This is a genomic window from Paenibacillus sp. LC231 (assembly GCF_001860525.1).
Classification (GTDB): domain Bacteria; phylum Bacillota; class Bacilli; order Paenibacillales; family Paenibacillaceae; genus Paenibacillus_AQ.
In genome coordinates this window covers 322,244-343,771 of record NZ_JFOM01000015.1, presented here as the reverse complement: position 1 = coordinate 343,771, position 21,528 = coordinate 322,244, and the positions used below count along the sequence as shown (strand labels likewise).

The 21,528-nt window shown below is 49.9% G+C and carries 18 protein-coding genes; all 18 read right to left on the bottom strand.

All coding sequences use genetic code 11. The features are described 5' to 3' along the window. Window positions 1-1,047, bottom strand: coding sequence for an aspartate-semialdehyde dehydrogenase (locus AK95_RS11710; RefSeq protein WP_071220130.1), 1,047 nt, complete (start codon window positions 1,045-1,047; stop codon window positions 1-3). An 84-nt stretch (window positions 1,048-1,131) separates the two neighbouring features. Then, window positions 1,132-1,722, bottom strand: a complete 591-nt coding sequence (locus tag AK95_RS11705) for a dipicolinate synthase subunit B (RefSeq protein WP_071220129.1) — start codon at window positions 1,720-1,722, stop codon at window positions 1,132-1,134. Beyond that, entirely contained in the window at window positions 1,723-2,619 is an 897-nt protein-coding gene (gene dpsA, locus AK95_RS11700) for a dipicolinate synthase subunit DpsA (RefSeq protein WP_071220128.1), read from the bottom strand. It lies immediately after the preceding gene. 240 nt (window positions 2,620-2,859) lie between these two features. After that, the gene (dut, locus tag AK95_RS11695) at window positions 2,860-3,306 is read right to left on the bottom strand and encodes a dUTP diphosphatase (protein ID WP_181469793.1); all 447 of its coding nucleotides are present in this window, start codon (window positions 3,304-3,306) and stop codon (window positions 2,860-2,862) included. After that, window positions 3,281-4,549 carry a M16 family metallopeptidase gene (locus AK95_RS11690; protein ID WP_071220127.1) on the bottom strand — a complete coding sequence of 423 codons (1,269 nt, stop codon included), beginning with the start codon at window positions 4,547-4,549 and terminating at the stop codon, window positions 3,281-3,283. Before AK95_RS11690 ends, dut begins: the two co-directional genes overlap by 26 nt. A gap of 91 nt (window positions 4,550-4,640) precedes the next feature. Next, window positions 4,641-5,636: a polysaccharide deacetylase family protein gene (locus AK95_RS11685; protein ID WP_071220126.1), complete on the bottom strand. Its 996-nt coding sequence runs from the start codon at window positions 5,634-5,636 to the stop codon at window positions 4,641-4,643. Between the two features lie 155 nt (window positions 5,637-5,791). Continuing rightward, window positions 5,792-7,897 carry a polyribonucleotide nucleotidyltransferase gene (pnp, locus tag AK95_RS11680; protein WP_071220125.1) on the bottom strand — a complete coding sequence of 702 codons (2,106 nt, stop codon included), beginning with the start codon at window positions 7,895-7,897 and terminating at the stop codon, window positions 5,792-5,794. Between the two features lie 409 nt (window positions 7,898-8,306). Then, entirely contained in the window at window positions 8,307-8,576 is a 270-nt protein-coding gene (rpsO, locus tag AK95_RS11675; protein WP_006211281.1) for a 30S ribosomal protein S15, read from the bottom strand. Between the two features lie 165 nt (window positions 8,577-8,741). Further along, entirely contained in the window at window positions 8,742-9,695 is a 954-nt protein-coding gene (locus tag AK95_RS11670; RefSeq protein ID WP_071220124.1) for a bifunctional riboflavin kinase/FAD synthetase, read from the bottom strand. A gap of 35 nt (window positions 9,696-9,730) precedes the next feature. Next, window positions 9,731-10,642 (bottom strand): tRNA pseudouridine(55) synthase TruB, encoded by a 912-nt coding sequence (truB, locus tag AK95_RS11665; RefSeq protein ID WP_071220123.1) that lies wholly within the window; start codon window positions 10,640-10,642, stop codon window positions 9,731-9,733. Beyond that, window positions 10,639-11,616 (bottom strand): DHH family phosphoesterase, encoded by a 978-nt coding sequence (locus tag AK95_RS11660; RefSeq protein ID WP_071220122.1) that lies wholly within the window; start codon window positions 11,614-11,616, stop codon window positions 10,639-10,641. The genes truB and AK95_RS11660 overlap by 4 nt, the downstream gene beginning before the upstream one ends. A 30-nt stretch (window positions 11,617-11,646) precedes the next feature. Further along, on the bottom strand, window positions 11,647-12,000 hold the full coding sequence (rbfA, locus tag AK95_RS11655) for a 30S ribosome-binding factor RbfA (protein WP_071220121.1): 354 nt from the start codon (window positions 11,998-12,000) through the stop codon (window positions 11,647-11,649). A 19-nt stretch (window positions 12,001-12,019) separates the two neighbouring features. Then, window positions 12,020-14,710, bottom strand: coding sequence for a translation initiation factor IF-2 (gene infB, locus AK95_RS11650; protein WP_071220120.1), 2,691 nt, complete (start codon window positions 14,708-14,710; stop codon window positions 12,020-12,022). After that, a complete protein-coding gene (locus AK95_RS11645; RefSeq protein ID WP_181469797.1) occupies window positions 14,703-15,026 on the bottom strand; it encodes a YlxQ family RNA-binding protein in 324 nt (107 codons plus the stop codon). Before AK95_RS11645 ends, infB begins: the two co-directional genes overlap by 8 nt. After that, entirely contained in the window at window positions 15,019-15,330 is a 312-nt protein-coding gene (gene rnpM, locus AK95_RS11640) for an RNase P modulator RnpM (protein WP_053492673.1), read from the bottom strand. Before rnpM ends, AK95_RS11645 begins: the two co-directional genes overlap by 8 nt. A gap of 25 nt (window positions 15,331-15,355) precedes the next feature. Beyond that, the gene (gene nusA, locus AK95_RS11635) at window positions 15,356-16,453 is read right to left on the bottom strand and encodes a transcription termination factor NusA (protein ID WP_071220118.1); all 1,098 of its coding nucleotides are present in this window, start codon (window positions 16,451-16,453) and stop codon (window positions 15,356-15,358) included. 32 nt (window positions 16,454-16,485) lie between these two features. Next, entirely contained in the window at window positions 16,486-16,947 is a 462-nt protein-coding gene (gene rimP / locus AK95_RS11630; RefSeq protein WP_071220117.1) for a ribosome maturation factor RimP, read from the bottom strand. A gap of 179 nt (window positions 16,948-17,126) precedes the next feature. Then, window positions 17,127-21,443 carry a PolC-type DNA polymerase III gene (locus tag AK95_RS11625; RefSeq protein WP_071220116.1) on the bottom strand — a complete coding sequence of 1,439 codons (4,317 nt, stop codon included), beginning with the start codon at window positions 21,441-21,443 and terminating at the stop codon, window positions 17,127-17,129. Window positions 21,444-21,528: the final 85 nt, after the last annotated feature.

The following is a 21,528-nucleotide window of genomic DNA, read 5'->3' as shown; positions in this document are numbered from 1 at the left end:
CTAAGCCTGGCCGTTCCGTTTGTTGACGATGATTTCTGCGATTTGCACGGCATTCCATGCTGCACCCTTCAGAAGATTATCTGAAACGATCCACATGTTAAGTCCACGCTTATGTCCCAGATCGCGGCGAAGCCTTCCTACGAATACATCCGGTTTCCCCACGGCTTCCGTAGCAAGCGGATACGATTGTGCAGCTGGATCGTCAACCAGCGTAACACCGGGCGCATTCGACAGAAGTCGATGAACTTCTTCCAGATCATAGTCATTCTTGAATTCAACGTACACGGATTCCGAATGCCCGCTAACGACTGGAATACGAACACAGGTAGCCGTCACTTCGATGGATTCGTCGCCCATAATTTTTTTGGTCTCGCGGATCATCTTCATTTCTTCCAAGGTATAACCATTCTCTGTAAATTTATCGATCTGCGGAATCGCGTTAAAGGCGATTTGATGCTTTACAGGCAGCGATCCAACAGGTAAAATATCAGGCTGCACCTTTTGGCCGTCAAGAATCTCTTTGCTCTGGCGCAGCATTTCATCAATGGCTTGATGTCCGGCGCCAGAAACGGCTTGATAGGTTGAAACGATAATGCGGGATATGCCGTATGCGTCATGAAGCGGCTTCAGCGCTGCTACCATCTGAATCGTTGAGCAATTCGGATTCGCAATAATACCGTTATGTTCGTCAATCTTCTCAGGGTTAACCTCCGGCACGACCAGCACTTTATCCGGATCCATGCGGAATGCGTTGGTGTTATCGATGCATACTGCTCCATGGCGTACCGCATGTGGCGCAAGTGCCTTGCTCACATCGCCGCCCGCACTGAACAGCGCGATATCGATTCCTGCAAAACTGTCGGGGGTTGCTTCTTCCACAAGGATCGCTTGGCCTTTGAAGTTCAATGCTTTACCGGCAGATCTTGCAGAGGACAACAGCTTTAACTCAGCAATCGGAAAATGACGCGACTCCAACAGCTTGAGAATCTGTTGCCCGACTGCGCCAGTTGCCCCAACAACGGCCACATTATAAAGATGCTCGGTCATCTGTCTAAACTCCCCTTCATGAATGAAACCGCGGCTGTCACACTTTTCTATGATGCCCTTGTTGTTCAAAAGGCTAAATCGCGGTTAATGCGAATATTCTACGATCATCGGCTGCAGCTGTTTCCCTTCCAGAGCCGCATAACACGCTTCCGGAATCAAATCCATTTTGGCGACAAGCGAATTAGGCTTCTGCTGCGGATTATCCTGTCCGTAAGGAACAAAATAAATGTTTTTCGTAACAAGCAGCTTAGCGATATTCGCCGCATTCAGCCCAAGGCCATCATTCGTAGAAATCGCCAGAACCAGCGGTCTGCAATTTCTCATCTGCGCCTTGGCTGCCATTAGTACAGGGCTGTCAGTCATCGCATTGGCCAGCTTGCTGGTCGTGTTTCCCGTGCATGGGGCGATAACCAGAACGTCAAGAAGCTTGGATGGACCTAGCGGTTCCGCCTCCACAATTGTAGAAATAATATCATTCCCGGTTATATCTTTCAACTGTTTCTGCCAATTCTCCGATGTGCCGAATCGGGTATCGGTTGTCATGATGGTGCTGGATACAATCGGCACCACATTTGCTCCACCATCTTTGAACCGCTGGATCTGCGGCATCACTTCTTCAAGCGTGCAATGCGATCCTGTCAGGGCGTAACCCACTGTTATTCCATTCCAATTCATCTACGCATCCCCCCGAATCTTGATTTCTTCAGAAATCAGCTCCACCAGCGTGTTGGCCATAATGATGCCGGCTGTTTTTGGAGCCACGATTCCGGGTAGTCCGGGTGCGAGCATGGCTTTGATACCCCGTTTTTCAGCATAGCGAAAATCGCATCCGCCAGGTGCGGAGGCAAGGTCGATGATGACTGCCTCCCGAGGCATTTTCGAGATGATTTGTGCTGTGACTATCATAGTTGGAATCGTGTTAAAAAGCAAGTCAATATCCGACACATAAGAACCCAGATCCCTTACCAGGAAGGGCTTCCAGCCCATTTCCTCCGCTCTGGCATAGTGCTCCGATTTGCGTACGCCCATCCGGATTTTGGCACCAAGCCCTTGCAGGCTGCGAGCCATGGTGAACCCTGTCCGTCCCATGCCAAGCACCATGCTGGTTGATCCATGAATCGTAAAATCCGTGTTTTGGATCGCCATCATCAGCGCACCTTCCGCTGTCGGAATGGAATTATAGATGGCTACATCGTCCCTCTCCAAAATCTCTACCAGCTTGATCTTATATTTGTCACATAGCGAGCGCAAATAGGGTTTCGCCATGCCTGTATAGATCACTCCATGTCCGGGCATCGCTGCGATATGTTCCTCCTGCAATCGCAATGGCCCTTCTGAGAACAGCGCGCTGACACGTCCCTCGTCATCACATCCCACGACAGGCAGGATCAGAGCATCGGCATTCGATAACAGCTCTGGCGTGAGCGGCTCGCGAGTCACTCCCTGAAAAGAATCCTGCAATTTCTCAAACCCGGCGATCATGACGGAGGCATCCATCTCAGCGCATTTTCGTATGACCTCAATTTGCCTTGCGTCTCCTCCAACAAAGACGGTCCGGACTCCAGTCAGCATGGAAGGCCTCGCTCCTTTCTTCTAACCAACGTATAAACCATCTTATGCCGCCGCCTATAGGGTGGTGAGCGTATTTCAATTAAACTACCGCCTTAACGCAATAAATACCGCTATTATGGGCGAAGCCGGATCCGAATCCATTTTGCGTGAACGCTGACGCAAAAAACACCGCCCGGCTAGGCCGGAGCGGTGTGCTTTAGTAAAACGATGATGGATACCGATAACGGATCATGAATGGGTTTACTTGCCGGTATGACCGAATCCGCCTGCACCCCGTACGGTGTCGGACAACTCGTCAACTTCCATGAATTCTACTGCCGGAACGGTCTTGAACACCATCTGGGCAATGCGTTCATTGCGCTCAATCGCAAATGGCTCTTGTCCCAAATTCACCAGCAGCACCTTCACTTCCCCGCGATAATCGGCATCAATCGTACCTGGAGAATTCAGGCAGGTAATGCCATGCTTGTAAGCCAGTCCGCTGCGCGGGCGGATTTGAGCTTCAAGTTCGGCCGGCATGGCAATCGCAAAACCAGTCGGGATTAATTGGCGCTCGCCTGGATTCAGAACCACCGGCTCCGCAACTGCTGCGTGCAGATCAAAGCCTGCCGCCAGCTCGGACATTTTCACGGGAAGTTTGACATCTTCATTACCTGGCAATCTATTGATTTGAACGTAGTGCAACAAATTCATTCCTCCTAAGTACATTCAGTGCTTTATCTGAAGTTCCAACCATCGCTAGTGCATATGGAGTCCCAAACATACGGTCAAGAACCGCGTCGACATCCTTCATATCCACCTGTTCAATCCGCTTAATGATTTCATCCAGACTGAAATGGCGGCCCAGCATCAATTCGTTCTTACCCAAGCGATTCATGCGGCTGCTCGTGCTCTCCAAGCTTAGAATGAGACTGCCCTTTAGTTGTTCCTTCCCTTTGCGCAGCTCTTCCTCCGTCATCCCGTTCTGTGCCAGATCATGCAGCATTTCCGTCGTCAGCTGAAGGACTTCCTTCGTCTGCTTGGGCGCTGTACCTGCATAAATGGTGAACATCCCGTTATCTGCGTGAGAACTATGATATGAATATACCGAGTATGCCAGTCCGCGCTTCTCCCGGATTTCCTGAAACAAGCGTGAACTCATGCCGCCGCCAATGGCGTTATTTAACAGGACCATTGCATACTGAAGCTCGTCTCCGATAGAGCAGCCGGGAAACGACATACAGATATGATTCTGCTCTGTTTTCTTCTTGCGGAACTGAACGCCGTCCAAAAAGGCGGGCACGGCCAGCGGCTCGGAGCTGCCGTGATTGGCAAAGCCGCCAAAATGACGCTCCAATAATTCAATCACATCATCATTGATGTTGCCTGCCAGGGCGATTACCGTATTCTCAATGGTATAGTGTTTATCCATGTAAGCTCTAAGCGCTTGTGAATCCATTGATTCAAGCCGTTCCTTCGTACCCAGAATCGGATAAGCCAGCGGGTGATCGCCGTACGCCGATAACGACATCAGGTCATGCACCAGATCATCCGGCGTATCCTCATACATCGCGATCTCTTCCAGAATGACGTTCTTCTCCTTGGCTAACTCGCCCGCATCCAGCTTCGAGTTGAAAAACATGTCGGACAGCACGTCAACCGCAATCGGAAAATGCTCATCCAGCACCTTGGCGTAATAACACGTATATTCCTTAGACGTAAAAGCATTGACGTTGCCGCCGATGGCATCAAATTCCTCCGCAATGGCACGGGCGTCAAAACGCTCCGTCCCTTTGAACATCATATGCTCTATAAAATGCGTAATCCCGTTGATGTCCTCCGATTCATTGCGGGATCCGGTCTTCACCCAAATACCGAATGAAACCGAACGACTTGTCGGGATTTGCTCCATAACCACTCTTAGGCCGTTAGACAATTGTATTTTTTTCACGAGGGCCCCCCTAACTGTTCCATCCAGGCTTACATAAGCTGATTACCAGCCTCATGCCATCCATTCATTCTATCAAACTTTACCATGCGGCTCAACTTCCTTTCGGCATGATTCGCTCAGGAGAAAGCGTCTGGCTAACGGTTCCTATTTCCAGCCCTTTGGCACGTATTCCGTCAATCATTCCCTTTAACGCCTGGGACGAGGAATCGGTGGGATGCATCAAAATCAGGAAACCCGGCTCCACCTTCGAGGAGATCTTCTGAACGACTGCATCCGGTTCAGGATGCTTCCAATCAACCGTATCGAGCGTCCATAGGACCGTCTTCAATCCCCTTGCTTTAGCGATGGATACGGTCTGCTGATTAAAATCGCCGGAAGGCGGAGCAAACCATTTGTTCTCTACACCCAAACTTTCTTTGAGCAGGTCCTGCGTCTTCGCAATTTCCAGCTCCGCCCGATCCCTGCTGAGACGGCTCATGTTCGGATGCGTATAGGCATGATTCTCCACCTCATGACCTCGTTTCAGAATTTCGCCGGCAAGCTCAGGGTTCTTCTTCAACCAGCTCCCATCCAGGAAAAAGGTCGTCTTCACCTTCTCCGCATCCAGCGTGTCCAGCATCGGCACCAGAAATTCATTCCCCCAGGCCACGTTAATCATCAGAGATACCATCGGCTTGTTGGGGTTGCCCCGATAGATTGGTTGATCTCCAAGATCATTCAGCGTTACTTTGGCCGGTATTTGCCGGTACACGTACGGGATGGCTTCTCCGGCTTTTCGTTTTTTTGACGATGCAGCTTGGTATGTAGCCTCTATATCGATTTCGAGTCCATTATAACCGGGTATCGCTTTCCACACGGAGTCCACCCTGGCATCCACCGGCTCAATTCGTGACTTCGCCGCAGCGGCTTCGATTTGACTCAATAAATCCAGGTCTACCGCCCTCTCTGAACCGCTTGCGAGCTGCGCCTCCGGTTTATTATTCTGCAGTCCCGAAACATATCCCCAGGCCCCGCTGAACACAGCAACAGCCGACACCATTGCGGCACCGGTCAGCAGCACGACCATCTTTTTTCCATTCATGGGCATATCCACCCTCCCCTTGAGAAGCTTTGTCCCATTTTATGTAGGTTCAGGAGGAAATATGTGCCGCAAAGTGATGCCCGAATGATTAAAAAAAAGAGCCAGAATAATAGGTTCTGCCTCTTTTCCTTCTATCTATATGCTGTTAAACCAAGCGCGGATTACGATCCGCTCTTGTTGGTTTCCGCAGTCAAAACCGCTTTGCGAGACAGGTTAATCCGTCCCTGCTGATCGATTTCGGTAACCTTCACGGTAATGACGTCACCGATTGCAACCACGTCCTCTACCTTCGCTACGCGCTCGGTCGAGAGCTGGGAGATATGAACAAGCCCGTCTTTGTTAGGCAGGATTTCAACGAATGCACCGAATTTCTCAATCCGTTTAACAGTACCTGTATAGATTTCGCCAACAGCTACCTCACGCACAATGCCTTCGATAATCGAAAGAGCCTTTTTGTTCATCTCATCGTTGGAGGATGCAATAAACACGCGGCCGTCTTGCTCGATATCGATTTTCACGCCGGTTTCTTCGATGATTTTGTTGATGATCTTGCCGCCGGCACCGATTACATCGCGAATTTTGTCCGGATTGATCTGCATCGTAATAATCTTAGGCGCATATTGGGATAACGTTTCTCTTGGCTTTTGAATGGCTTCTGCCATTTTTCCAAGGATATGCATCCGTCCTTCTTTGGCCTGCTGCAGTGCTTCCTGCAAAATCGCGCGGTCAATACCGTCGATTTTGATATCCATCTGAATGGCGGTAACCCCGTCAGGTGTCCCCGCAACCTTGAAGTCCATGTCGCCGAGATGGTCTTCCATCCCTTGAATATCGGTCAAGATGGAAACATGATCTCCGTCTTTAATCAAGCCCATCGCCACGCCGGCTACAGGTGCTTTGATCGGTACCCCTGCATCCATCATAGCAAGCGTGCTTGCACAAATACTCGCTTGAGAGGTCGAACCATTCGATTCGATAACTTCAGACACAAGGCGAATCGTGTACGGGAATTCCACTTCATTCGGAATGACCTTCGACAATGCACGTTCACCAAGTGCGCCGTGTCCAATTTCACGACGGCCTGGAGCGCGGAGCGGACGAGCTTCCCCTACGCTGAACGGCGGGAAGTTGTAATGGTGCATGAAACGCTTGGTCTCTTCCAGATCGATTCCATCGAGAATCTGTACATCACCTAGAGCACCTAATGTACATACGCTAAGAGCCTGGGTTTGTCCACGTGTAAACAGACCGGAACCATGCGTTCTAGGCAGCAGGCTGGTATCGCAATCGATAGGACGGATCTCGGACAGACCACGACCGTCCGGACGAACCTTGTCATGCGTGATCAAACGTCGAACTTCTTCCTTCACGATATCGTGAAGCACCTCTTTAACATCCTTCAACAACTCAGGCGTCTCGATATACTTCTCTTCAAATACGGTGTACGCTTCATCATTGATAGCGTCAATCGCATCCTGGCGAGCATGTTTCTCCTCAATGCGAACGGCTTCAACAAGACGAGCTTCGGCGAAATCGCGCACTTCACGATTCACCGTTTCATTGACCGCATGAAGTTTAACCGCCATTTTCTCTTTACCGCAAGCGGCTACGAGTTCATCGATCTTGGCTACGATTTTCTTGATTTCCTCATGCCCGAACATGATCGCTTCCAGCATGACTTCCTCAGGAACCTCGTTCGCTTCGGCTTCAACCATCATGATCGCATCTTTGGTGCCAGCGACGACCAGATAGATATCACTCGCTTCCTGCTCGGCAATATTCGGGTTCACCACGAATTTGCCGTCAACGCGACCAACCGCTACGCCGCCGATCGGGCCGTTAAAAGGCACATCCGAGATGCTCAAGGCAGCGGAAGTACCGATCATTGCCGCGATTTCCGGCTCGCAATCCTGATCTACGCTCATCACGAGATTCAGAACCTGTACATCATTACGGAAGCCTTCAGGGAACAACGGACGAATCGGACGGTCTGTCAGACGGCTGGCAAGAATCGCTTTCTCGCTTGGTCTGCCTTCGCGTTTGATGAATCCACCCGGAATTTTACCGACTGCGTACAAACGCTCCTCATAGTTGACCGTCAATGGAAAGAAATCCAAATCCTTCGGTTCACTGGAAGCTGTCACTGTACACAGGACTGCCGTTTCGCCGTAACGAACCATCACAGCCGCATTTGCCTGCTTCGCAAGGCGCCCTGTTTCGAACACGAGGGGTCTTCCGCCAAGCTGCATTTCAACACGTGTTTCCATGTAATCCCTCCTCATGGGGATAAATTTTTTTTTGAAATCTCCTTCTACCATCAGCATGTCTTTTGCAAAACACTGTCCACATTTCCTAACCAGAGCCATCCAAACGGTCGAAATCGCAAACCTATGTACAGGAACAACCCGAACCGTATAGAACATTCTCCGTATAGATTGCCCCTGGTTATACCATTAAGCGAAATTCAGCGAACAGACCACGCCTACAATCTATAAAGAATCTATATTAAGATAACCCCACAAAGTGGAGTTTAGGCTATGAAGCGTACGCAGTACTTTGTGGGGAAGCTCGAAAACGGTAAATTGTACAATACTTAGAAAAGAGCCCGGCTGTGCCGCTGTCGTTCCAAGAAGGACAGTGGACAACCAGGCTGTTTTCGGCACATCTTATGGATGATTAGCGACGCAATCCAAGCTTCTCGATCAAAGCACTGTAACGTTTAACATCCTTGTTTTTCAAGTATGCAAGCAACTTACGGCGTTGGCCGACCATTTTCAACAATCCACGACGGGAATGATGATCCTTTTTGTGAGTACGCAAGTGGTCAGTCAAGTTCGTAATGTTTTCCGTTAGGATAGCGATTTGCACCTCTGGGGATCCTGTATCGGACTCATGAGTTTTGTGCTCGTCAATCAGTTGTTGTTTACGTTCTTGAGTTAATGCCATCCTGTTCACCTCCCTCATTATAATCGCCATTGGCCCAGGTACCGACGGTGAGATCGAACATCCAAGCCAAGGTTAAAATCGCCCAATCTTCAGGCGACCTCTAAGAGTATAGCATACTTTACCTGAAAAAGAAAATCCGTTTGCGAACAATTTGTCCCAAACCGTTTATTCACTGACTTTCAATATTTTGCGGGCCTCGACGGCATCTCGCTGAATCCATTCCACAAGCTCCTGAACCGATTCGAATTTATGCTCCTTGCGGATATATTGAACGATATCCACCGTCATGATCTGGTCATACAGATCCCCTTCAAAATCGAACAGATGGACCTCAAAGATCGGTTCTGTAATCCCTTCGTGGAACGTCGGCTTCACGCCGATGTTCATGACGCCCGGAATCCAGTCGTGATGCTTATCCGTGCGAGCACGGACGGCATAGACGCCTAATGCAGGTGCCACGAACGGATCCGTCAATTCCAGGTTCGCAGTAGGAAAACCGATCTTTCTTCCCCGCTTCTCCCCATGAATAACCGTGCCGCGGATATGATAATTCCGTCCGAGCCAGCGATTTGCATCCGACAGCTGTCCTGTTTTCAAGGCAATCCGTATGGATGAACTTCCTACCTTCTCGCCATCGACCAGGAACGGCGGAACCGTAACTACAGACATCCTGCCTTCGCCGAGTTCCTGAAGCTTGACCGCGTCACCAGCGCCCTTATGGCCGAACCGGAAATCAAATCCGACAACCGCCGTTTGCAGATTCAAGGGAAACAGCATTTCTTCAACAAACGTTTCCGGACTCACCTGGGAGAACTCCTTATTGAACTCGACAACATACAAAATATCGATGCCCATTGCCTCAAGCAGCTGCTGCTTGTCAGGCTGAGGCGTCAGATATCCCTCATAGCTCCCTTTACCAATGACGTCTTTCGGATGAGGATAAAAGGTAATGAGTGCAGCCGGCACTCCATTCTCCCGCGCAATATTAACAGCCGTCGAAAGCACACTGGCATGTCCCAGGTGAAGACCGTCAAACTGGCCGATTGCAGCTACCTTCGGCTCGGCAGCTTCTCGTACAATATCAGAAGATACAGGATAGGATAAAGAAACAACCCTCATGCTTACTCACCTCCACTCACTAAATCCAGTCGTACTTAGGAAAATACTTTCACAGGAACGATAGCCCCTGTCTCCTCTTGCCGCTTATAGATTCCCAGAAAGTTTTCCTTTATATCATACAAACGAATAGGCTCCGAGCTGTCAACCGGCGGCTCCACCGCTCTTGAGGACAAGCGCTGTCCTTGCAGGGCAGCATCGGTTTTTTCTTCAGAAACCGTATGCTTCGGCAGATAGTCAATCGCTTGATCCACGGGAATAAGCCGGGTGTGCAGGATATCATCCTTCATGAACTGCTCAATTTGCTCCAGGGTTAAGCACTGATCCTCCGTGATTCCCGCTGATACTGTGCGTACCAGCTTAACCATGACAGATGGCACGCCGAGCTTCTTCCCTATATCCACGCAAAGCGTGCGGATGTATGTACCTTTGGAGCATAATACGCGGAAAGAAATTTCCGTATAATCCCCTTCAGCATCAAAATCCGTCATTTCGATTTCATGAATCGTTACCGTCCGGCTCTTGCGTTCCACCGTCTTCCCTTCTCTGGCAAGCTCGTATAATCGTTTACCATTGATTTTGACAGCGGAAAACATGGGCGGGATCTGCGAGATCTGGCCTGTAAAAGATTGCAGCGCTTCAAGCGCTTCCTCCCTTGTCACATGGACATCATCTGCCGTCTCCACTACATTCCCGGTAATATCTTCGGTATCCGTCGAATATCCGAGTCGGAGGACCGCATGATACTCTTTAGGCAGTTCCTGCAGGTATTCCACAACTCGTGTGGCTCTCCCCAAGCATAACGGAAGCACACCCGTTACTTCGGGGTCCAGCGTGCCCGTATGTCCGATTCGCTTCAAACGAACCATTCCCCGAACTTTCGCGACCACATCGTGGGATGTCCAGCCTGCCGGCTTGTGAACGGCCAAGATGCCTTCTAATTGTGTCATAGCTTTAATCTCACCTGCTCTATTACTCTAGGAATGACGTCATGAAGCGAGCCTTCAATGCTGCAACCGGCTGCCCGCACATGGCCGCCCCCTCCAAATATTTGCGCTAATGCCGCCACATCCACTTTTCCGGCTGAACGCAAACTCGCCTTAACCATTCCGGACTGCAGCGATTTGAACAGAATGCCGACTTCAACTCCCTGAATGTTGCGGGGGTAATTGACAATTCCCTCGAGATCCTCGCTAACGGCGCCGCATAATTCCATAAACTCAGGCGTTACGTACACCCAGGCTATTTTGCCGTCCTCCGACAGACTTAACGTGTTTAACGCCTGAACCAGCACCTTCATCTGTGGAAGCGTCATTTCCTCCAGTAACGTTTCCGCAATCTCGGGACCGTTGACGCCATAGGACAACAGATCCGAAGCAATACTCATGACCTTGGGCGATGTATTCGAATAACGAAAACCGCCGGTATCCGTTAACAATCCCGTATATATCGCTGTTGCAATATCGGCATCCCAGTTCACTTCAAACAAATTCAGCAAATCATAAAGGATTTCAGCGGTTGCTGCCGCTTCCGGCGCGACCAGGTTGACGGCCCCATAACGATCATTCGTTGGATGATGGTCAATATTAACGATGCTTGCATGATCGGCAAATACTTGTTTCGTATAGCCTACTCTAGCAAAATCCGCACAATCCACACAAATGACGTGTGAGAACGTTCTTCCAGGATGCTGTTCAGACAGATTGAGAATGTCTTCTGCATGCCACAACATTTTCATGCGTTTTGGAATGGGCCCCTCATTGATCATCGTGAATTTCTTGCCCAGACATGAGAGAAGCCAGCCCACCGCAAGGGTGGAACTGACTGCATCTCCATCGGGCTGAACATGCGACACAACCAAATAATCATCGTGCTCCAGCAGGAATGACTTCACCTGCTGCAGCTCTTGTTCATAGGTCTGCATTCGCCCTCTCCTTTATAAAAACGAACTACTCTATTTCTCTTCGCGATCCACGATTTCGGTCAGCAGCTTCTCAATATGGCTGCCGTACGCAATGGAATCATCGAATTTGAAGATCAGCTCCGGCACATGCCGGAGTCGAATCCGCTTGCCCAGCTCGGAACGGAGAAAGCCGCTTGCCTTCTCCAACCCTTTTAAGGAAGCTGCCTTCTGCTCGTCGTCGCCGAGCACGCTCAGGTATACCTTCGCTTGAGACAGGTCATTTGTAACATCAACACCGGTCACTGTAATAAAACCGATTCTTGGGTCTTTCATCTCCGTTTGGATCAGTTGGCTGAGCTCTTTTTTAATCTGCTCGCCTACGCGCCCAGTTCTGATTTTTGCCATGGTCTGATCACCTCATTCGTTAGCGCTCTACCGTCTCCATGATGAAGGCTTCGATTACGTCTCCTTCTTTGACGTCGCTATAGCTTGCCAAGGTAATCCCGCACTCATAACCCTGTGCCACTTCTTTAGCGTCATCTTTAAAGCGCTTGAGGGAATCGATCTTGCCTTCATGAACGACAATGCCGTCACGGATCAAGCGAACTTCTGCGTTACGCGCAATTTTACCGGATGTCACCATACATCCTGCAATCGTACCCACTTTGCTCACTTTAAAGGTGTTGCGGACTTCCGCATGACCGATCACGGTTTCTTTGTACTCCGGATCGAGCATCCCCTTCATAGCTTGCTCAATTTCCTCGATTACATTATATATTACACGGTGCAGACGAATATCAACCTTTTCCTGCTCGGCGGTTTGCTTCGCTTGAACGTCCGGACGAACGTTAAAGCCGATAACAATCGCATTGGAAGCAGCGGCCAAAATAATATCGGATTCCGTGATTGCTCCGGCACCGCTGTGGATAATTTTGACGCGAACGCCTTCCACCTCGATTTTGTTCAAGGAACCTTTCAGTGCCTCAACAGAACCTTGTACGTCACCTTTGATAATCACGTTAAGATCTTTAATCTCACCGTCTTTAATGTGTTGGAACAGATCATCCAGCGTCACGCGGGTATTTGTGTTCAACTCGGATTGACGATGGGTAATCGCACGCTTATCAGCGATATTACGCGCTTTACGCTCATCTTCAAACACCATAAACGGATCGCCGGCGCCTGGAACTTCAGTCAAACCGGTAATTTCAACCGGCGTTGAAGGACCCGCTTCTTTTAATCGACGTCCTTTATCGTTCACCATCGCACGAATACGACCAAAGCAGTTGCCCGCTACGAAGGCGTCGCCCACTTTCAATGTACCATGCTGAACGAGAATGCGTGCTACCGGGCCTCTGCCTTTATCCAGCTCCGCCTCAATAACAGTACCGCGTGCGCGTTTGTCAGGGTTTGCTTTATATTCATTCACTTCTGCTACCAGAAGAATCATTTCAAGCAAGTCCTCCAGACCCATCCGCTGTTTCGCCGAAACGTTAACGAAGATGGTGTCTCCGCCCCACTCTTCAGGGACTAACTCGTATTCCGTCAATTCTTGTTTGACTTTATCCGGGTTAGCATCAGGTTTATCGATTTTGTTTACGGCAACGATGATCGGCAAACCTGCAGCTTTCGCATGGTTAATCGCTTCGACCGTCTGCGGCATCACGCCGTCGTCAGCCGCAACCACGATGATTGTCATATCCGTTACTTGCGCACCACGGGCACGCATAGCCGTAAACGCTTCGTGGCCTGGTGTATCCAGGAACGTAATCTTCTTGTTATTGATCTCGACTTGATAAGCACCGATATGCTGCGTAATACCGCCAGCTTCTCCACTCGATACATTCGTGGAACGGATCGCATCAAGCAGCGTCGTTTTACCGTGGTCGACGTGACCCATGATGGTAACGACCGGTGGACGCTCTTTCAGTTCTTCCGGAGCATCGTTTTCTTCAACGGTCTCAAAACGATCTTCCTCAACCGGAATTTTCACTTCGACTTCTACACCGAATTCGCCAGCGAGCAATAGAATCGTATCGATATCCAGCTCCTGGTTGATGGTGGCCATCACGCCGAGGAAAATCAGCTTCTTGATGACTTCGGAAGCGTCCTTGTGAAGCAGCTTCGCCGTTTCACCGACGGTCATGTTGCCACGGACGATAATTTTCTTCGGCGTGTTGTCGATTTTCTCACGAGGCGGCTGCTGATTATGTTGATTCCGGCCACGGTTGTTCTTTCCACCGCGATTGTTGCCACGGAATCCACCTTGACGGTTGTTGTCATCAAAACGCTTGGAGTCTGAACGATTGTTATTGTTGTTTCTGGAACCGCGGTTCTGGCTGTTACTGTTGTTGTTATTGGAGCTTGTGAATCCGCCTCCGGTTCCACCCGGCTTGCTCTGTGGACGTGCGCCGCCTTGGTTGTTGCTGCCCTGCGGACGCGATCCACCTTGATTACTGCCTTGCGGACGTGCGCCGCCTTGATTACTGCCTTGCGGACGTGCGCCGCCTTGACCGCCGCCCTGAGGACGTGATCCGGTCTGCGTGCTGCCGCCTGGTCTGGATGCTTGGCTACGATTGTTCTGCTGACTTCCTTGTGCGGAGCCAGACTGATTTCTTCGGGTATCCTGTCCTCCTTGGGGACGCTGGGAACCTGAAGCATTCTGAGTGTTTTGATTCGTTCTACTATTCATACCTACCTGCTTTTCCTGTTGTTTTTTGGGCTGGCTTTGACCTTGTTGTCCTGTTGCTCTCTGTCCTGAATTACGCATACCGTCCTGCCCATTACGGTTGCCTTCTGCACTTACGCTAGCGGAAGTGCCTTCTGTTTTTGCATTGGATACAGTTGCAGCCGCATTGGCTCCGGAAACCGCCGGTTTACGATTCTCGGTTCGGGAAGCGTCGCCACTATCCCGCTTGGCTGCTGCATTCGATTTGATATCTTTAAAGAACTGCTCGACCTTGGACACCGTATCGTTTTCCATTACGCTCATATGGTTATTGACCGGAACGTTCAAACGTTTAAGGATCGTGATGATTTCTTTACTGCTCATGTTCAACGATTTAGCATATTCGTATACTCGAAGTTTATTGTCTTTGTTTTCCTGTTTACTCAATATACTCCACCTCCGACATTGTCTCCAGTTTCTTGGAGATCATTTCTGCGAATCCTTGATCCGTAACTGCCAGCACAACCCGCTCGGGTTTACCTACACTTGTGCCCAGACTTTCCCGGTCAAATCCGATTACCAGAGGGATATTGTAAGAACCGCATTTATCGCGGATCTTCTTTGTTGTATTCACTGAGGCGTCACCCGCCAGAATAACCAATTTTGCTTCAGAAGACCGGATGGCTTTGAGCACGATCTCATCCCCGGTAACCACCTTACCTGCCCTCATGGCCAGGCCGAGCTGAGAAAGCGCCCTATTCATCATCGGCAGCACTCTCTTTTGCAGCCAGGAATTCATCTTCCACCTTGATGAAATCCTGTGCCAACTGTTCATAGATCTCAGGCTTCACATGTTGTTTCAACGCGCGATCCAGTGCTTTATTTTTGTGTGCCAGCTTGAAGCAGGAAACTTTGCCGCATAAATACGCTCCCCGTCCCGACTTTTTGCCGGTGAGATCGATCAGGACAGCATCCTCGGGAGTCCTAACAATCCGGATAAGCTCTTTCTTCGGCATCATTTCCTGACACGCTACACATTTACGCAGCGGTATCTTTCTCTGTTTCAAGACGACAACCCCCTGTCATTTGGAATTAATCGACAGAGACGGAATCCTGGTGCATTTCACCTGATTGGGACTTCGGTCTGCCAAATTCCTGCTCCGCCTGACTTTCGCTTTTAATATCAATCTTCCAGCCTGTCAGCTTCGCCGCGAGACGAGCATTCTGGCCTTTGATCCCAATCGCAAGCGAGAGTTGATAATCCGGAACAATTACACGCGCCATCTTCTCATCTTCAAATACTTGAACTTCAAGTACTTTGGATGGGCTCAGCGCATTGGCCACGTATTCTTCAACCTGATCGGAATAACGCACGATGTCAATCTTTTCGCCACGAAGCTCATTGACAATCGTCTGTACGCGCATGCCTTTAGGTCCTACGCAAGAGCCAACCGGATCGACTTCATCGTTACGGGAAAACACCGCAATTTTGGAGCGGAATCCAGCTTCGCGCGCAACCGAGCGAATTTCAACAACGCCGTCAAAGATTTCCGGCACTTCAAGCTCGAACAGGCGCTTCAAGAGGCCCGGATGCGTACGGGACAGCATAATCTGCGGCCCTTTGGTGGTATTCTCAACCTTGGTAATGTACGCTTTGATCCGGTCGCCATGCTTGAACTTCTCGTTAGGCATAAGCTCGGTAAGCGGCAGAGCCGCTTCGATCTTGCCAAGGTCGATATAGATGTTACGTAAATCTTGACGCTGCAGCGTACCCGTTACGATATCATCTTCCTTGTCAATAAAAGCGCTGTAGATCAGGCCGCGTTCGGCTTCTCTAATGCGCTGGGTAACAACTTGCTTTGCCGTTTGAGCTGCAATCCGTCCAAAATCACGTGGCGTAACCTCGATTTCCGCTATATCTTCAATCTGAAAATGCGGATTGATTTCCCGGGCTGCATGCAGCGAAATTTCAGTCCGCGGATCCAGCACCTCTTCCACAATCAGCTTCCGCGCGAACACCTTGATAACACCCGTATTGCGATTCATGTCTACCCGTACATTTTGCGCCGTGTTGAAATTGCGCTTGTAACTCGAGATCAGTGCCGCTTCAATGGCTTCAAACAGCACATCCTTACTGATGCCCTTTTCTCTTTCCAACTCATTCATCGCTTCAATAAAATCCATACTCATTGAAAATCGGTTCCCCCTTTCAAAACTTCCGTTTAAAAAATGATGGCCAATCTGGCACTGGCTACTTTTGCATATGGAATCACGTACTGTTTCTTGACGGTTTGAATGACTAGCTCCTCGTTATCAAAGGATTCCAGCTTGCCTTCAAACTCTTTCAACCCGTTAATCGGCTCGTATACCGTTACAAACACGTTCTTGCCGACTGACTTCGCAACATCCTCTTTTTTCTTCAGGGGACGTTCCGCGCCAGGAGAAGAGACTTCAAGAAAATAAGCTGTCGGGATCGGATCGTTCTCGTCCAGCTTCTGGCTCAGGTATTCACTGATTAAACCGCAATCGTCAATGTCAATGCCGCCGTCTTTATCAACAAACACGCGCAAGAACCAGTTGCTTCCTTCCTTTACGTATTCCACATCTACCAGTTCAAAGCCGTGTTCGTCCAAATACGGCTGCACCATTTCTTCCACAGTCGTTTTAATCTTTGATGTGCTCAAAGAACATAACCTCCAAGTTGATTTCCTATATACCAAAGAGTAAAGAGTGGGTTGCCCCACTCTTTACACAACGGTTTTATCTCCATGATTACCAAAAAAATTATAACATAGTCTGGTAATAGTGACAAGTATGACTCCTTGACTGTCAAGGCGTCACGGCCATGAATGAATGACAAGAATCAGAACAATGACAACTGGTTGCTCTCCGGCAGACCGCGGAAGCATCCCATTTGGGTTAACAGCTCCACGGCGGTTTTGCTCGCCTTCGATTTTTGCTGGAAATCCTCGATGGAGAGGAATTCTCCAAATTCACGCGCGGCAGCAATGTTGCGGGCGGCATTATCGCCGATTCCCGCAAGCGCAGAGAACGGCGGAATGAGCGAGTTTCCATCCACCTTAAATCGGAGCGCATCCGATTCATACAGATCGATGTTCTTGAACGTGAAGCCCCTCGCTGTCATTTCCAGCGCCATCTCAAGAATCGGCAGCATACCCTTTTCTTTCGGGCTTGCTCCGAAGCCGAGCTGCTCAATCTCTTCAATCCGGCGATAAATCGCCTCATAACCCTGACAGCATAGTTCGATATCGAAATCTTCAGCACGCACCGAGAAGTACGTTGCATAATATTCGATCGGATAATAAAGCTTGAAGTAAGCCGTCCGCACCGCTGAGATAACATACGCGGCGGCATGGGCTTTCGGGAACATGTACTGGATTTTGAGACAGGAATCAATGTACCACTGCGGCACTTTGCATTTCTTCATCTCGTCAATCCATTCCTGTGACAATCCCCGGCCTTTACGTACGCTTTCCGTAATTTTAAACGCGAGGCTCGCGTCCATGCCAGCCTTATAAATCAGGAACAACATGATATCATCGCGGCAACCAATAACGGTTTTGATGTTGCATGTACCATTCTTGATGAGCTCTTGCGCGTTGCCGAGCCAAACGCCGGTTCCGTGTGACAGACCCGAGATTTGCAACAAGTCGGCAAAACTCGACGGCTGCGATTCCACCAGCATCTGACGTACGAATTTGGTACCCATCTCCGGCACGCCGAAGGTGGCCACCGGCGAGCGTATTTGCTCCGGCCTGACGCCCAGCGCTTCCGTTGAGTTAAACATGCTCATTACTTTCGGATCGTTCATCGGTATGGTCGTTGGATCCACGCCGGTCAAATCCTGGAGCATCCTCATCATCGTCGGATCATCGTGTCCGAGAATATCCAGCTTGAGCAGATTCGCTTCAAAGGCGTGATAATCAAAATGCGTCGTTTTCCACTCTGCATTGACATCGTCCGCGGGGAATTGCACCGGCGTAATCTCTTCCACTTCGATGTAATCCGGCACAACGACAATACCGCCGGGATGCTGGCCTGTGCTCCGCTTAACGCCGGTACAGCCTGATGCCAGCCGGTTCAATTCCGCGCCCCGCCAGCGCTTGTTGTTGTGTTCCTCATATTTTTTGGCAAAGCCAAATGCCGTCTTCTCTGCCACGGTGCCGATGGTACCGGCACGGAATACGTTCTCCTCGCCAAACATCTCTTTGGTGAAATTATGGGCATGCGGCTGATATTCACCGGAGAAGTTCAAGTCAATATCGGGAACCTTATCCCCTTTAAAACCCAGGAAGGTTTCGAATGGTATATCCTGTCCCTCGCCTTTCATCATGTTTCCGCATTCCGGACAAGCTTTGTCCGGCAAGTCAAATCCACTCGGCACGCTGCCGTCCAGGAACCATTCGCTGTGCTTGCAGTCGCCGTTCAAGCAAATGTAATGGGCGGGAAGCGGGTTAACCTCGGATATGCCGAGGAATGTGGCAACGACGGATGAACCTACGGAACCCCGTGAACCAACCAAATAGCCGTCCCGGTTTGATTTCTTAACCAATTTCTCGGAAATCAAATAGTTCGCTGAGAAACCGTATTTAATGATCGGCTCAAGCTCTTTCTCCAACCGGGCCACTACGACTTCCGGCAAATTCTCGCCATAAATGGACTTGGCCGTGTCGTAGCAGGTGTTGCGGATTTCTTCATCCGCGCCATCCAGAATCGGCGTAAACAGCTTGTCCGGGAACAATTCCAACTCTTCAAAGCGGTCGGCCAGCTCGCTAGTGTTCGTCACAACAACTTCATAACATTTGCTCTGTCCCAAAAACTCGAACTCTTCGAGCATCTCTTCCGTAGTCCGAAAATGCGCGTCAGGCTTGCGCATATCCTTGAGCGGGCTGAAACCGGTAATCCCATGGATGGTAATGTCCCGAAACAGCTTATCCCGCGGTTCAAGATAGTGCACGTTTCCTGTGGCGATGACCGGCTTGTTCAGTTTTTCGCCGATGCGCACGACTTTGGAAATTGCAGTTTTGATCTCTTCGGGACTGCCTACCAAGCCTTTGTCCACCAAATGCATATACATCGTCAACGGCTGAATCTCCAAAACATCGTAGAAGTCGGCAATCTCTTCGGCTTCCTCCTCCGTTTTGTTCAGCACCGTTTCGAAGAACTCCCCTTTTTCGCAGCCGGAAAGCACCAGTAACCCGTCTCGCATCTCTCGAAGCTTGGATTTAGGAATACACGGCACTCGCTTGAAATATTCGGTATGCGACATGGAGATCAGCTTGTACAGGTTTTTCTTGCCCGTCATATTCAAAGCATAAATACCGCAGTGGAAAGGACGGGTATTGGACAGATCCGTACCGACGTAATCATTGAGGCGGTCCAGCATCTTGACGCCTTTGGTTTTGTCCACATCGCTAAGGAGCCCGTTCAGGATTCCTGCCAGTGCAATCGTATCGTCAATCGCCCGGTGATGGCTTTCGAGCAGTACCTTATACTTGTCAGCCAACGTGTTAAGACGATGATTCTTAAGTCCCGGATGCACCAGACGTGCCAGCTCCAGCGTATCCAGGTAGGGATTGCCCAGCGTATCCATCCCGGCATTCTTGAGTGCTGCCTGAATGAACCCCATGTCAAATCGAGCGTTGTGAGCCACAAGCACGGCGTCCCCGACAAATTCAACAAACTCTTTCAATACCGGCTCCAGTTCAGGAGCATCCTTAACCATGTCATCATTGATATTGGTCAATTGCTGGATATGGTATGGAATGCGCTCATGCGGGTTGACAAAAGTGGCGTATCGGCCAATTTCCTTGCCCTCGTTCATCTTAACTGCGGCCAGCTCGATAATCTTGTTTGCGGTGATGGACAAACCTGTGGTTTCAATATCGAATACCACGTAAGTCGCACTGCTCAGTTCAATCGGCTGTGCCTGTTCCACGATATTGACGGCATCATTCACAACGTTGGCCTCGACGCCGTACAACATTTTGATCCCGTGTTTCTTTGCGTTCTTGGCTGCTTCAGGGTAACATTGCACCCCGCCATGATCACTAACGGCAATCGCTTTATGGCCCCAGGCAGCCGCGGTCTTGATGTATCGGTCGATCGGCGTGACTGCGTCCATCGTGCTCATCGTTGTATGCAGGTGGAATTCTACCCGTTTCTCGGCTGCATTATCCTTACGAGATGGCGGCGCCGGCACTTCATTAAGATCGGACGGAATCATCACCAGCTCCGGCACCTGCATAAACCGGTCATATTCCACACGCCCGCGTGCCTTCACCCATTTGCCGTTCTCAAGCAGGCTCAGTACCTTCAAGTCCTCCTTGGTCTTACCAAACATTTTCATTTGCAAGGAATCGCTGAAATCCGTCAGATAGAATGTGAATAACGTACTTCCGTTACGAAGCTCCTTACGATCCAATCCGAAGATGGTCCCCTGAATCGTAATTTTCTTCTCTTCGTCTTGGATTTCCTGAAGCGGAACCGGCGGTTCCTTGATATCATACCCAACCTGCAGCCGAACCGCGCCCTCTTCCTCATCCTCGGCATCAAGCTCAGCTTCCATGCTGCTCATGATCTGCTCGATGACCTCGCGTTCTTCTTCCCGCTTCCTCTGCTCGAACTCCTCGTAAGCCGCCTGACCATTATCGCCGACCTGCATTTTCACGCGCAGCGTCAGATCGAAATATTGCCCGAAAAAGCGGGTAATGGCGGAATCGATCTGTTTCTTGCGGGCAAGCTCCAGCGACATGCCATCCGACATGGAGAGAAGGACTTGCCCATCTTCCACCTCGTATTTAGCCCTTGTCATCCATCCATTGACCGAAGGGATCTCCCGATGTGCCCATTCTAGAAACAAACCCCAGTATTCTTGCACGATATCTGCTTCGGGGACGCTGCTTCCATATCGGAACACAAATTTGATCTTCGCGATATGCCCCATCTTCTCCTGAATTCTCAGACAAAATGTGCGATAGACCTCAGCTGGGACCAAGGTCTCCTTCAGGACGGTTATTCTCCAGTCCTTGCTGGCCTTGCTTGTCTCTACCTGCTCGATCACACCATCCAAAAAATAGGGTTCCACCAGATTGGCCGGAACTTCTCCCTGCTTGATCAGCAGTTCAAATCGCTTCCTTTTATCTTCTGTTGTGCCCATGGTTCCCTCCCCCTGCATTACATAAAGCTATAAGAAAAACTTCTATCGACGTACACCCACAGAAATCAGACCGCGTTAAGCGGAT